Consider the following 14638-nt stretch of genomic DNA (forward strand, 5'->3'; position numbering starts at 1 on the left):
TGCGCTTCCCATACCGACGTAAGAACCAACCAATGGCAATGGCAGCAAGCAGAGTCAACAAGCCTCCGACCAGACCGGAAACGCTGGTTCCGGCATCAACCGCAGGCCACGCCGGTTTCTCATCTAGCGCCTTGACCGCCGCCTCGGAGTGAGGCGCCTGATCCTTCTCCTCAGCGACACCAAATCCGTAGTCGGGCAAGAAAGTCGTCTTTTCCTGAATACGAGCCAGTATCCCATGCAGAGGGTGAGAACTCTCCAACTCACCTTCTCCGCCAGTGACCTTGGCAATTGACCACTCCAACCCGTCTGGATTGGCAGAAGCAAACCAGGAGAGAGCCCCACCGGTAATAATCGTCACCACGGCCAAACCGGCAATGACTCGCTTAAGAGAAATCGAGCCCAAGGCTTGATGGGCCGCAGCCTTGACCATAATTTGAGGCTGGGTGCGCCAGACAAAATTGACTACCGCCGCAGTAACGACACCTTCACCCAAACCGATCCCTAAATGAATCGGCTGCATAAGAAGCAAAAAAGTGGTGAAAGGGAGTTCTGAAACGCCGGAACTCACAGTTTGCAGAACAACACTAAAAGCTCCGAATTGGAGCCCAGCCACACCGGCAAGGACGGAGGCAATAACAATACGCTGCGGTGTGGGTTTCTTACCAGCAATAGGTTTATAGACAAAAGACAGCGCAACAAAACAAGGAAAAAAACCAAGATTAAAGATATTGGCCCCTAAGGCGAGAAGCCCACCATCGGCAAAAAAGAGGGCTTGAACGCCAAGAACCGAGGCCATCACCAGAAATGCAGCATATGGACCAAGCAGGATCGCAAGAATCAACCCTCCTCCCAAATGTCCGCTCGATCCGGTACCAGGGATGGTAAAGTTAATCATCTGAGTGGCAAAGATAAACGCGCCCAGAACCCCCATCAACGGCACCTTAGCATCATCCATTTCCCGACCAACCTTTTTCGAGCAATACCCTGCAAGCGCAGCGGTAAGAGCCCACATCGTACCACCCACTGCCGGGGACAGCAGCGCATCCGCCATGTGCATAACAACCTCCCTTGTTGTGATATTAATTATGAATTTGTGCTACCAAACATGCTACGTTATATTTTTTCGGTGCTTCAGTGTCAACAAATTTTTATTTTTTGTTCACAAAAACATGCTCAACCGAACGGAAGACACCACAATAGCGCAGGTAAGAGAGAGTGATCACGGCAACTACCAGAGCAGCAGACAGCGTGACGAAAAAAGGGAAAAAGAGAACACCAGAGAAGGGATATAAAAGGTAAGAGAGGAACTGCAGCAGTGGACTATGTGATATACAAATCGCAAGACACTTTCCTGCCCAAAACAACGCTGATGCCTATGGCCTCATTATCGAGGCAAGCGAGCCATCCCAGTTACTGCGTGTCAAGCATACCCAGTCGCTCGCTGATGGCAACGGCTTTATCCTGTTTCATCTTTGGAATAATCTTGGCGACTTGGTCGGCCTTCATAGCGCGAAAAATTTTAACTACGTCAGGGTCCTCCATGGCATCAAGCAATGGAGCAACCTTTGAGGCACTCATGGCGCTGTAAATTTTAATTAAATTCATAAACTCCTGGGTCTGTGCACCTTTTATAGCTGTCAGTTGATCTTTAAGCTCGGCCTGAACACTGGCCAGACGAGCCAATTTCTCATCCAGCTCTTTCTGAATCTGAGCCTGTGTCTGCTCCCGCTCGGAAAGCTCAACCTCCTTCGCGGCAATGGCAACTTCTTTTTCTTTTAGATTAAGAGCATTGACAACATCCTCAGGAGTGATGGCCTTGCCGGGTTGCTGATCAAGGGCATGAAGCACTGCTCCACCACTTACCATCAGGACAATGGCGATTATTGTAAAAATGATCATCTTCTTCATCATCATGCCACCTCCTTGCCAAAACGCATCACCGATTGCTCATCACTTTCAAGCTGCTCCAGACGGAGCACCTCGCGCTGCCAGACCAAAAAATCCTTTTCCTTCAGCCTCTCAACAACCTTCCGGGCCTTCACCTTAGTCACCAAATCAGCTCTCACGGTTTCAATCATCTCTTGTTGAGCTAATACTGCATTTTTCTGAAAAGCAATCTGACGATTCTTGGCATGAATAGCCTCCACATAAAAGCTGAACATAGCTGCAGCAATAGTGTGTTTCTTCCGTTCCTCCAGTACTGCAAAAAGGTCAAGTCGCTGTTCTTCAAGCTCGGCAAGATACTTCTTGTGGTTTTTCAAAACAAAAAGTTCATGGGCCAGACGCTGTTGCGCCTGTTCCTCAAAATTACGACGCACAGTCAACAGGGTTTCTAGTCTATAGTGGTAAGCCATGTCTTCGTTCCACTTAGAGCAATGCGCTCAAACCATTGACGCTTTCAGCAAGAGAAACCTTATCTTCAACCTGCTGCTTCAGGAAAGCATTCAAACCATCAATCATGGTAATGGCCTTATCAATTTTCGGATTACTCCCCTTGGCATAGGCGCCGATATTGATCAAATCTTCCGATTTCCGATAGGTGGCCAATATCTCCAAAAAACGATGAGCGCGAACCATATGCTCACGCGGCATGACATCACTCATGCACCTGCTGATACTTCCTAAAATCTCGATAGCTGGATAGTGTCCCTGGCTGGCAAGGTCACGGCTCAATACAATATGACCATCAACGATGGAGCGTACCGAATCGGCAATTGGTTCATTCATATCATCGCCCTCAACAAGAACCGTGTAAATTCCGGTAATGCTGCCGCGCCCCTGACACGTCCCTGCACGCTCCAGCAGTTTAGGCAACTGAGAGAATACCGAGGGTGTGTACCCCCTGGAGGTCGGCGGTTCCCCAATGGCTAGACCAACTTCCCGACTGGACATGGCAAATCGGGTTACCGAATCCATCATCATGATCACGTCACGGCCCAGATCACGGAAATATTCGGCAATAGCCGTGGCCAGATACGCTCCACGCATCCTGACCAAGGGTGGCTGATCCGAAGTGGCGACAACCACAACTGATCGTGCCAATCCCTCAGGCCCCAGATCCCTTTCGATGAAATCCTTGAGTTCGCGGCCCCGTTCACCAATCAAGGCGATAACACTGATGTCTGCCGCGGTATGTTTGGCGATCATGCCAAGAAGAGTGCTCTTGCCCACCCCGGAACCAGCCATGATCGCGATCCGCTGGCCCTTGCCCAGAGTCAAAAGGCCGTTGATTGAGCGAACTCCAACATCAACAGGTTGCACAATCCGCTCCCGCTCCATGGGATTCAAAGGCTCGGCGTACAAAGGATACACTGCATCGGTCACCAGCGGCCCTTTTCCGTCAATGGGATTACCCAATCCATCGATAACTCGGCCCAACATTGCCTGCGACACTGGAACTACCGCCTGACCAGCAACTTGCTGAATAACACTACCCGGTTCCACCCCGCGCATGTCGCCAAGCGGCATCAGCAAAACCCTTCCCTCCCGGAACCCAACAACTTCAGCCGGAACCTTATTCAGACCACGAAAGGCGCTGATTTCACAGATACTGCCCACCGGAATCCCAGGACCATGACTCTCGACCACCATGCCGATTACCTGACTGACCCGCCCCCTGACCGCTATCGTGTCAGTTGAAAGCACGGCTTTGATACAATGAGAGATATTCATGATATTTTCCGCAACGGCAATTACCCGACTGCAGTGGCTGCCTTTTTCAAAATTGCGTCAATAGCGGCAAAGACTCTGTCACGCCGTGAATCAAGAGTTGCATCAATTTCACCAAACGATGTTTCGAGAAAGCACCCGCCAGGAGAGACAGCAGGATCCTCGTTCAAATCAATTTTCTTATACCCGGTCAACATTTCGGGACGTTCCATGGCTGCCCTTTTCAACCGTTCAAGATCCTGACCATGAACCCGAACCGTAACTTTTGAATTTTCAACAACATAAGCCAAAGCCGTTTTCAGACATACCTCTATCACCTGGGGATTCGTCGTGACCTCATGAAAAAGAACACGATCAACCATAGCCTTGATCAACGTAACGATTTCACTCTCATACTGGGCAAAGAAACGCTGTCGATCCGATTCAATTCCTTTCAGCAAGGCATCAAGTTGGACCATGACCTGAGCGAAACTGGCCTTCTCCTGATCCAACGCCTCTTTTTTCCCCGCAGCAAAACCTTTATCATGTGCCTCTTTTTCTATCTGAGCGACCCGATCCTCCGCCGCTTTAACCAGCGCTTCATTCTCAGTCCGAATGATTTCGACCTCCTGCCGAAGACGCTTTCGCTCTGCCTGAAGAGGACTTACCTCTGCCACAAACTCATCATCATCAGATTGCCACATAGACGATAAGGCATGAAACCCACCCTCCTCACTGTCCCCCGGTGATCGGCGAGTAACCAGAATCGAACTTCTTCCTCCCTCACGAGAAGATTTGATTATCTTAGACAAACTCATCATCACCCCCGCCGGAAGACAACTGAAGTTTACCTTCCTGCTCCAACCGCTTGGCGATTTTCAAAATAGACTGCTGTGCCGACTCGACATCTTTTAATCGCGTGGGTCCCATTATTTCCATATCCTCTTTCAATCCTTCAACAGCACGTTGGGACATATTCTTGAAGATTTTCTCCCGGAGTTCTTCCGTGGCCGTTTTTAGCGCCAACTTAAGATCATCAGAACTCACTTCTTTCAAGATAGCCATTATCCCGCGATCTTCAACCCCGGTCAAATCATCAAACACGAACATCAAGCGGCGGATCTCTTCGGCCAACTCTTCTCGCTGTTCTTCAACCCCTTCCATAATCGACGATTCCAGGGCACGGTCCGCGTGATTAAGAATTTCTGCCACCGCCTCAACCCCGCCTAGGCGCTGACCTTCAACACCTTCGACAGAAAGCAGCTCTTCCTGCAACACCCGATCTATTTCCACCAAGATCTCAGGACTAACCTTATCAAGCTCGCTCATTCGGATAATCACCTCAACCCGCTGATCTTCCTTCAGCTCACCAAGAATCACCGCAGCCTGGACCTGATCGAGTACCGCCAGCACCAAAGCAATGGTCTGGGGATGCTCATTCCGCAAAAAATTGACCAAGATACGTGGATCGAGTTTCCGGGCCTTCTGAAAGAGTGTCAAGCGCCAATCCGAACGAATATCATCAAGTATCGCCCCTGCCTTATCAGCCTCTAACGCTTTTTTCAAGGCGGATTCCAATAGATCATCTCCAGAAAGAAACAACCCCTCCCCACCCTCGTCAGACCGAAACTCCTTCAAAAGATTGGCGATATCATCCTTATTCACATGATCAATCTTCGCCATCTGACGACCGACCATCTTTATTTCGTCAACATCGAGCCGTTGAAAAACTTTAGCGGTGAAATCATCCCCCAGAGTCAATAAAAAAATAGCCGCTTTCTCCGGACCGGAAAGTTCATCAGTCCCATGTTGATCTTTTTTTGCCATGTCTTAGGCCTTTTTTAGTTTACTTGGAGGATAACTGCTTAAGTTGACGGTGATCAGTTACCAATTTACGGTTAAATCAATCATTTTCAGTAATCGTTCACCAGAAGCATTGAGCGTGCAGATTTCACCGGACTGTAAACGTTCACCGGGTGCCCGGTGAACGTTTACCATTTTCATGCCTCTTGCCGCAGCCAACGCCTAACCAAATCTGCCGCCCGATCCGGATCAGTTTGCGCCAATTTATAAATCTTTTCCTTATCGCTCATCCCCATCGGTTTCAGGGCAAGATCCTCTTCTGTTACCCCCTCTCCACCCTCAACCCCCACAAACTTGGTCGCCGCCATAACCCGCCGTTGCTCCTCAAGTTGCTTATTGGACAGCACCCTGAAAAATGGCCGAATCACAAAGAAGACAAAGCAGATAGAGATCAATAAATACATGACCGGCTGAGCTAAACGATCAATAAGGTGCTGCCAACGCTCAAACCCATCAATTTGGGACTCAGGCGCCAAGGAAGCCGCTAAACTCGTGCTTACCACCTCAAGTTGATCTCCTCGTTCCGGATCAAACCCCACGGCATTCTTGGCCATCTTTTCATACCATTTCAAATCCTCTGGAGCCCTTGCAATATATTTTATGGTTGGATTTCCATCATTGTCAACGCCCTTTTCATAGGTACCATCAACCATCACTGCGACCGAAAGTCGTTTGATCTTACCCATTGATGATTTAACCCGCTTCACGGTCTTACTAACTTCGTAATTTCGGGTAACATTGTTTCTCTTGGCGTTAGCCCCTCCACCCGCTCCATCCCCGGTTTCATTATACGTGGCAAGGTTACCCTTAACTCCGGGTATTCCCTGAGGAGTAGAACCAGGTGAGGCGCTATCCTCATTTAAGAGCTGTTCACTCCTGACCACCTGCCCTTCTGGGTCAAACAACTCTTCTGTGGTATCAACCTGATTAAAATCAAGTTCAACCGAGACCCGGGCAATAGCCTTTCCTGCGCCGACAACCTCTTCAAACATGGTTTCGACTTTATCCCGCAACGCCTTTTCCACCCCTTGCTGATACTCAAGCTGGCTGTCTGACATCTGCCCAAGCTCACCGCCGCGCTTTCGAAAAAGCAGTCGGCCAGCCGTATCGACCACGGTAATATTCTCGTCGGTTAACCCCTGCACTGCACTAGCCACCAAATTGACAATCGACTGAATCTGCTTTTGCTCAAGCTGTGCCGAACCACGCAACTTGACGCTTACTGACGCAGAGGGGGGCTTTTGGTCCTCAACAAAGACGGACTCGGTAGGAGCGGCAATATGAACCCTAGCCTCTTGAACCTGTTGAAACTGACGGATGGTCCGCGCCAATTCACCTTGTAATGCCCGTTGATAATTCATCTTCTGAACAAAATCCGTGGTCCCCAAACTGTTCTTATCAAAGATCTCAAACCCGACACCACCCCCCCTGGGCAATCCATCGCCAGCCATACTGAGCCTGGTTTCCAAGACCTTTTCCGCCGGCACCTTAATGGTAGAGCCATTCATATCAATTGTATAAGGAATGCGCTGCTCCTTGAGTTTTGCAACAACATCCGCCGCATCTTCCTGACTCAAAGAAGAAAACAAAACCTGATGACTAGTCACCTGCCCACCCATGGACAACATCACCAGACCGCCTAACACTACAGCAAGAATAGTCCCGGCCATGAATTTCTGCAGCGTGGAAAATTCTTTGATTACTGACAGTATCTGTTGCAACATCTCTTTGGGACTCGCCATGAAACGCCTCTTTTTGCTAACTCATTAAATATCCGAAAGGACCCTGGGCAAAGGACAGCACTCCGCTTACAGTTGTAGCCGCATCAATTCTTTATACGCATCAATGACCTTGGATTGAGCCTTAGCCAGCATCCGAAACGAGATACTGCTCTCTTCCATAGCGATCATGGTTTCATGGATATTAGAATGTTGCCCCGACACCAATCCCTCACTAAGCACCGATGCTGCCTGAGATTTTTCACTGATCGCGGCAATCGACTCCTGAAAAATTTCACCAAACCCTGTCCCTTGAGTTTCCTTAACCTTGGCAGGCAGACTGCCGCTTATCGAAATAGGATCAATACCACTGACATTCATTTCTTCTCCTCCTTAGACTAGACAGAACTCCAGGCTTTCCCCAGCGTTCTGCGTTCCGATCACTATTTACTGATTTCCAAAGAGCGCAGCGCCATGGCCTTAATAGTATCCATTGCTGTGACATTAGCGTCAAAATCCCGGCGGGCGCTCATCAAATCAACCATCTGTTCCGCCGTGTTGACATTCGGCATTTTGACAATACCGTTCACGTCGGCATCCGGATGGGATGGATCATAGACCTCCCGAAATGGAGTTGGATCCTCCTGAATTTCAACCACATTCACCTTGCGGAGCCTGTCGTCAACTGAGTTGAATGCGGCCTGGAAAGTATTCTCAAGTGGAGTAGCGCCAAAGACAACTGACTTAGATCGATACGGCCCCCCCTCAATGGTCCTGGTGGTATTAGCATTTGCCAGATTCATTGACGCAATATTGATCCTGGTTCGTTCAGCCTTAAGCGCTGATCCGCTGATTTTCATGGCAGTAAGAAAGTCCATGATTATTTACCTCCCTCATCAATAGCCATTTTCAAGCCTTCAAATTTGCTCCCCAGAATCTTTGTTGTCACCTGAAACATCAATTGATTCTCCGAAAGCTTCTGCATCTCCTCATCAAGATCAACCGGCCTCCTATCACGACTGAATTCCATACTCTCGCTCAAGGTCACCGGATCTAGAGCGATATGCTGTTTATTGGTCTGAGCAAGTTTCCCTTGCTGAAGCATGGCGCTCTTCATGACTGAAGCAAAAGAAAAATCCTGCCCGACATAGCCAGGTGTCTCGAGGTTTGCAATGTTTGATTGAATCAAACCCTGACGTTCCATCCTGGCGTCAAGAGCCAGATGACTCGCATGAATTACCCCACCAAACAACTTGTTAGTAAACGGCATATACCCTCCACATCGTAATAATAAATGACCACAACTGACAGGATAAGCAATATTGATGCCTGAAATTTTTTCCTAGTAAACCAATACCCACCACCACGAGCATCACACCGCCAGCCATGACTCGCCCACCACAGAAAAGTAGACCTATCATGACGATATTACTTATAATGCTCAACAAATTTTGGCAAGAAAATGGGGCTTAAACTCAGACTTACAAAAAACTGATCAAGGAAGGCAAATAGGAGATGAGGTGAAGGGTGAAAAAAACGCTGTTAAAAAATAAAATGCTATAAATTCGAATAGTTATAAGTCAATCCCCTGGCTTCGATATTCATTAAGTTTGTTCCTGAGGGTCCGAACACTGATCCCAAGCATTTTGGCGGCATGAGTCCGATTATTGTCGGTTTGTTGCAGTGCCTGTCGAATCATTTGACGCTCGACCTCACGGAGTGAAACCACCTGTCCACTCCCATCAGCAAACATGACACTCTCTGGCAACGCAACCTGGTCTTCAACACCGGGCACGCCGACATCAGCCGATCCTTCAGGAGTCTGGTCTTCCTCGTCCCACAGATCCCATGACTCAATCTCACGCCCCCGACTCAGCAGCACTGCCCGTTCAATCATGTTTTCCAACTCTCGAACGTTGCCGGGCCAACCATATTCAAGGCACCTCTGCTGTGCCGCTCGCGAGAACACTTTACACGGCTTTTTATATTGAGACGAATAGCGGGCAATAAAATGATCTGCCAACAACAAAATATCCCTCGGACGATCCTTAAGGGCTGGCAGACGCATAGGGATGACATTAAGCCGATAAAACAGGTCCTGGCGGAACGTTCCCTGTTCCACGGCCTCAGTCAAGTTACGGTTGGTTGTGGCAAGGACATGAACATCAAATTTTATCGGGGCCTTGCCACCCAAGCGGTCCACCTCGCTCTCCTGCAAAACCCGAAGCAGTTTTGCCTGCAGATGAAGAGGCACCTCGCCAATTTCATCCAGAAGGAGTGTTCCCCCGTCTGCCAATTCAAATTTCCCCTTCTTAGCAACAATCGCACCGGTAAATGCACCCTTCTCATGGCCAAACAACTCACTTTCCAGGAGTCCATCCGGCAATGCCGCACAATTTAAAGCCACAAATGGGCCGCCACTTCGTTCACTCTCCTCGTGAAGGAGACGAGCCAACACCTCCTTGCCCGTGCCTGATTCGCCAAGGATCAAAACAGTCGCAGTGCTGGAAGCGACAGCCTTGGCCTTGGCCACAACCTTAAGCCAGGCAGGATCCTGTCCAATAATAGCCCTGCTGGTCATGGCACGAGGCCCAGCCTCAAATGACAGACCTGCCGCCACGGTTTTCCCACACAGACCAACAGCCAAAGCACGGCCAACAGTCTCCAGCATCACTTCCATCGGAAATGGCTTCAGAATATAATCAAAGGCACCGAGCTTCATGGCTGCAATCGCAGAATCAACGGTCGCAAATCCGGTCATAATTACCACCGGCAAGGCAGGATTACTTATCTTTGCCTGCTTCAACACTTCAATACCATCCAGATCCGGCATCTTAATATCGGTAATAACCAAATCAACGGAGTCGCGGCCCAACATCTCAAGAGCCATACGCCCGTCCTCGGCAACACTCACCGTCATACCCTGACCGATCAGGGCTTGAAAGAGGTCAACACGAACCCCTTGTTCATCATCAACAACTAATATTTTCTTATTACCTGAATTCACAATAAATTATGTCCACTCAAATCTCGTAACAACTAACAGGATAACTAAACAGACGAGAGAGCCCGCAAGACTTTCAACCCGCTCCGCAACCAAATCGCTCTGACTTTTTTCCAAAGTCTGCGCTTGGTAACGACACCATCAATCATTGGGCGTCGTTACCTACTGACCGCCCGGCCTTTTTCATAGCCGCCATTTCAACATCAAGAGCATGCTGAGTTAACCGTTCACTAGCCATCTGCTTCCAGAGCTGATCCTCTCCCTGAGCTGCAGCCTGATATCGCTCAAGTCCTTTATCCGGAGTATCAAGGGCCAACAGCACATCACCCAAGTACACTTGCAGAGCCTGCACAGTCTCACCCTTATCCGGCAGACCTTCAACCAAACCCCTCTCATACGCCTGTTGGGCCTTGACCCATTCTTTTTTTTCTCGCCAGCCATTTCCGATCCTGAGCAGCCACCCCTGTTGCACCTCAGGAGCAATCCAACGTTCAGTCGCCCCTTTCGTCAGAATAGTCTCGGCCTGCTCAAGACGACCATCACGAACCATAAGTCCGATGGCCTCTTCCGCAGCCAAGGAACGATCAGACACAGTCGGTTTATCCAACGCCTTATCATACCACTCTTGGGCTTGATCAATATCACCACGCGCAGCGCCCAATTGAGCGCTGTAATAAGCTACCTCTCCAGCCTCAGGTTTACCCTGATAAATCTTCCGCAGATAGGTCAAGAGCCGATCTTCGGCTTCATAGTCCTTCATTGCCAGATACAATCGAGCCCTACGAAAATAAAGCTCCGCTTTCTCCTGCTCAGTCAACGGCCATTGCATAGCACGATAATACAACGCCGCCGCTAAATCATTGAGACCCAAAGCCTCCATGGCCTGACCAATCATACCCTGAAGCGGCCCATTGGGAAAATCTTTGACATGTCTATACTCACCAACATAAAGATCATAGATATCGACATACCTCTTGGCCTTCAATAATTCACTCACCAGGTAATCTAAAATCTGGTCAACCTGTTTGGTTTGAACAGCATTGGACAAATCCGGCTGGGCATTACGCAAAAAATTTCGCCCGACTTCACTCGCTCTTCCCAGTTCAGAGCGAGCTATATAGCGTTTAAAAATCTCAATTCTGGCGTCTTGGGCAATTGGGTCACGGTACAATTTTTCAAGAACCGCAAGGTAGGGTTTATCTCCTTCCGGGGCGGTAAGATCATTATGGAACTGCCACTTTTCAAGCTCTATGTCGGTATTGTCAAAGCACTGAGCTAAACGGAAATTACTGACCAGTACAGCTCGTTCATTCTCGGTTCCTTCCGCTTTTATCTGACGATACAGTTTTTGAGCTGCCAGAAACTGCCTGGTTAAAAAATAGCTCTCGGCCAGTTCAAGCAGAACATCTCTACGAGCAGGTGAAATTCCGGTCAAAGTCAGGTAATGATAGAGATGCGTTTGGCCAATCTCAGCTTTTCCTAACCGGAGATTGGCAATGCCAACATAACGCAACACCTCAAGATCCGTGATAAAATAATCAGGGAGTACTTTGAGAATTTTCTGGTAGCCATCAAGCGCCCCTTGAAAATCACCCTTACCCCATTTCATTGTAGCTTCTCCCATTTCGCCCATTGCCCGGACCTTGGGGTCTGTCGACTTCTGCCAGGAAGTGAAAACCTTTTTGGCTTCATCCTCACGACCTGCCTTCAGGAGAGAATCCCTGTAGTGACTCATAGCCTGGAGCACAAGAGGTGAGTCTGGGTAACGCTCGAGAAAAAGCTTGAAATAGACCTGAGCTTCTCGAAAGAAATGCATGGCTTGATAGGTCATACCAAGCTCAAAATAGGCATCAGCAGCCCTGGGCGCTTTGGGATAATAGTTAAGATAGCGCCGGAAACGATCCAGCACTGTGTCCCAGTCGGGATTTTCAGCAACAAGAGCCATCTCTTTTATCATAGAGGCCGCTTGCCACAAAGAAGGCTCACCCTTGGGTCCTTCGGGATAATAATAATGCACCATATACAGTGCCTGCGCCGCCTCCTCTGGCGTGCCATAGCGAAGGAGTTCCTGTGAATGCTCAACAAGTTTTTTCAATGGAGGTGGCTTGACTGCTGGCGGTGAAGCATCTTCTTCAACTTTATCCGATTTCTGAGCTGGCGCATTCTTACTCTTGACATCCTCCGCCCCAGCATTGCATGGAGTAAAGGCAAGAAAAACCGCCACAAGACAACAGCAAATGCCTTTCCACTCGCACAAGTACCGGACCGGACCCTGGCGCCCCAACATAGCTGAGTAGTTCCCCAGGTTATAATGAGTCAATGTGGTTGGCAACAGCGACTATCCTCAAAGATAACTCAGGTTGACGGCAATCAGGTACCAGTTTTCGATTAACAGAAATCATAACCCCTTATGAACCATCAGATGACACATGACACAAGAGAATGATCAGCCATTGGCAGGGCTCACTAACAGTCAACTGTCACCCGATTAACCTAAAAAGTAGTTCTCTCACATACATCAATATCAAGCGGCCAACAATGGTAGGCAGGATCGCAACAAGCAAAAAAGGATACACTCATCAAGCTATCCCCTCACCCCGGACGGCGTCACTCCGTCATCACAACCAACGGCTTAACCAGCTCATACCGCTTGAGTTTTTCAATCAATGTGGTCCGGTTAACCCCTAACAGTTGAGATGCCTGGTTCTTCACCCAGCCGGTCTGATTCAGAGCTTGGACAATCAATTTTTTTTCATAATCGGCAACCGCCAAACTAAGGGAGAAGCCTTGATCCGGGATTTCGTCAACAGCCTCCCTGGTCAAACCAGTGGCCTGAACAATTTTATCAGGCAAATCAGAAACTGCGATTTCCTTATCAACAGCCAGAATAACCATCCGTTCAATTATATTTTCTAACTCCCGAACGTTGCCAGGCCACGAATAACGAAGGAGACACCCCATAGCCTCACTGGAGACCCCTGAAATACGCCTTTTCTTCGACTGATTGAATTTGCTAATAAAATAGCATACCAAGGGCACGATATCTGACGTTCGCTCCCGAAGGGGCGGGGCATCTATCGGTATAACATTGAGTCGGTAAAACAGGTCTTCCCGGAATCGCCCCTCCCTGACTTCATCCTCCAAGTTACGATTTGTGGCCGCAATCACCCGAAAATCAGAAATAACTGTCTGGGTTCCGCCAACTCGTTCGAACTGTCGCTCTTGAAGAACGCGAAGCAGCTTAACCTGAAGCATCGGACTCATCTCGGAAATCTCATCCAGAAAAACTGTCCCGCTATCAGCGAGTTCAAATCGCCCGTGACGTGTCCGAATAGCGTGCGTGAAAGCCCCTTTTTCATGCCCAAACAGTTCACTCTCCAACAGTTCGGCTGGAATTGCGCCACAGTTAATCGGCACAAAAGGATTATCCCGGCGGGGACCCTGCGAGTGAATAGCCCGAGCAATCAGCTCTTTACCTGTACCAGACTCGCCTTGAATCAGAATCGTAGTATCGGTATCCGTGACCTTTGCTATCAAATTAAAAAGGCGCTGCATAATATCACAGCTGCCGATAATTCCAGCGTAACTATCGTGCTTTATTTCGGTCATAAGACACACATTAAATCAAAATAATAAATCAGTAAGGGTAATTAGCAGATTGCACTACTTTCGCTTGAGCAGGTTAAGGTCAGGCCGTAACCCAACGTCACTTTGAATTATACCTGCCACCAAGAATGATGGCGTCGCAAAAAGCCCGATCTACTGCGTTGCAGCGCACTTTTGCTTAGCCATCCCGTGACTTTTTGTGAGACCATCAAGAATCATTCAAATTTATACGCTCTTTCTTGCTCAATATCCATAAAAAAACAAGGATATAAGCACCATCCATGATTTACACAGCAAACTCAGCGAGCACCCCCCGCAACTTCTCAAGATAAGATAATGCCAACGGCGTGTTTTCTTCAGGCGCCCACCCGGCCTTTTCTTCCTCATTCAACGAAAGATAAGGACCAGCCTTGGTCTCACAAAAAACAGTCCCCATTTCAAGACAGACCGCTGTATGCAAAACACCATGCGGAATATCCACCGCAAGATTCCCGGTGAGGAAAGACATCAGCACTGTTTCCGTCACCTCTCCGGCATCATCGAAAATTATCACACCCAAGGCTCCCCTCATTAAAATAAAGGCTTCATCTTTCTCTTGGTCCACATGCCGATGAGGGCGGATGTACGATGCTGGTTCCATTGCGTTCAATAATCGATGACAACGGGAATTATCCGATGAATGGAGGTTATAGTTCTTGCGCAGCCTGGGCAAGCCCCTAGCTTCCCTGGAAAGATGGAGCAACAGTTCTCGACTAATAACCTTGACAATCTCGCAAAAAGTCCGGGGATGGCTAAGCAA

Annotated in this window: 14 protein-coding genes; all 14 read right to left on the reverse strand. The window is 48.7% G+C overall.

Features of this window, described 5'->3' with window-relative positions:
• Window positions 1-1057 (reverse strand): cobalamin biosynthesis protein CbiM (locus FP815_11890; protein ID MBA3015632.1); only part of this gene is annotated, 1057 nt, incomplete at its 3' end.
• Between the two features lie 353 nt (window positions 1058-1410).
• Complete coding sequence (locus FP815_11895; protein MBA3015633.1) at window positions 1411-1914, reverse strand: hypothetical protein; 504 nt, start codon at window positions 1912-1914, stop codon at window positions 1411-1413.
• Window positions 1911-2354, reverse strand: a complete 444-nt coding sequence (gene fliJ / locus FP815_11900; protein ID MBA3015634.1) for a flagellar export protein FliJ — start codon at window positions 2352-2354, stop codon at window positions 1911-1913. The genes FP815_11895 and fliJ overlap by 4 nt, the downstream gene beginning before the upstream one ends.
• A gap of 13 nt (window positions 2355-2367) precedes the next feature.
• Window positions 2368-3672, reverse strand: a complete 1305-nt coding sequence (locus FP815_11905) for a FliI/YscN family ATPase (GenBank protein ID MBA3015635.1) — start codon at window positions 3670-3672, stop codon at window positions 2368-2370.
• A gap of 20 nt (window positions 3673-3692) precedes the next feature.
• Window positions 3693-4469, reverse strand: a complete 777-nt coding sequence (locus tag FP815_11910; protein ID MBA3015636.1) for a hypothetical protein — start codon at window positions 4467-4469, stop codon at window positions 3693-3695.
• Entirely contained in the window at window positions 4453-5475 is a 1023-nt protein-coding gene (gene fliG / locus FP815_11915; GenBank protein MBA3015637.1) for a flagellar motor switch protein FliG, read from the reverse strand. Before fliG ends, FP815_11910 begins: the two co-directional genes overlap by 17 nt.
• A gap of 173 nt (window positions 5476-5648) precedes the next feature.
• Window positions 5649-7253 carry a flagellar M-ring protein FliF gene (fliF, locus tag FP815_11920; protein ID MBA3015638.1) on the reverse strand — a complete coding sequence of 535 codons (1605 nt, stop codon included), beginning with the start codon at window positions 7251-7253 and terminating at the stop codon, window positions 5649-5651.
• 66 nt (window positions 7254-7319) lie between these two features.
• Complete coding sequence (fliE, locus tag FP815_11925; protein MBA3015639.1) at window positions 7320-7610, reverse strand: flagellar hook-basal body complex protein FliE; 291 nt, start codon at window positions 7608-7610, stop codon at window positions 7320-7322.
• 62 nt (window positions 7611-7672) lie between these two features.
• Window positions 7673-8107, reverse strand: a complete 435-nt coding sequence (gene flgC, locus FP815_11930; protein MBA3015640.1) for a flagellar basal body rod protein FlgC — start codon at window positions 8105-8107, stop codon at window positions 7673-7675.
• Between the two features lie 2 nt (window positions 8108-8109).
• Window positions 8110-8499 (reverse strand): flagellar basal body rod protein FlgB, encoded by a 390-nt coding sequence (gene flgB, locus FP815_11935; protein MBA3015641.1) that lies wholly within the window; start codon window positions 8497-8499, stop codon window positions 8110-8112.
• 303 nt (window positions 8500-8802) lie between these two features.
• A complete protein-coding gene (locus FP815_11940; GenBank protein ID MBA3015642.1) occupies window positions 8803-10236 on the reverse strand; it encodes a sigma-54-dependent Fis family transcriptional regulator in 1434 nt (477 codons plus the stop codon).
• A 142-nt stretch (window positions 10237-10378) separates the two neighbouring features.
• Entirely contained in the window at window positions 10379-12565 is a 2187-nt protein-coding gene (locus tag FP815_11945) for a hypothetical protein (GenBank protein ID MBA3015643.1), read from the reverse strand.
• 275 nt (window positions 12566-12840) lie between these two features.
• On the reverse strand, window positions 12841-13842 hold the full coding sequence (locus FP815_11950) for a sigma-54-dependent Fis family transcriptional regulator (protein ID MBA3015644.1): 1002 nt from the start codon (window positions 13840-13842) through the stop codon (window positions 12841-12843).
• Window positions 13843-14125: 283 nt separating this feature from the next.
• Window positions 14126-14638, reverse strand: a complete 513-nt coding sequence (locus tag FP815_11955) for a cupin fold metalloprotein, WbuC family (GenBank protein MBA3015645.1) — start codon at window positions 14636-14638, stop codon at window positions 14126-14128.

Source organism: Desulfobulbaceae bacterium (assembly GCA_013792005.1).
In the GTDB taxonomy this organism is placed as follows: domain Bacteria; phylum Desulfobacterota; class Desulfobulbia; order Desulfobulbales; family VMSU01; genus VMSU01.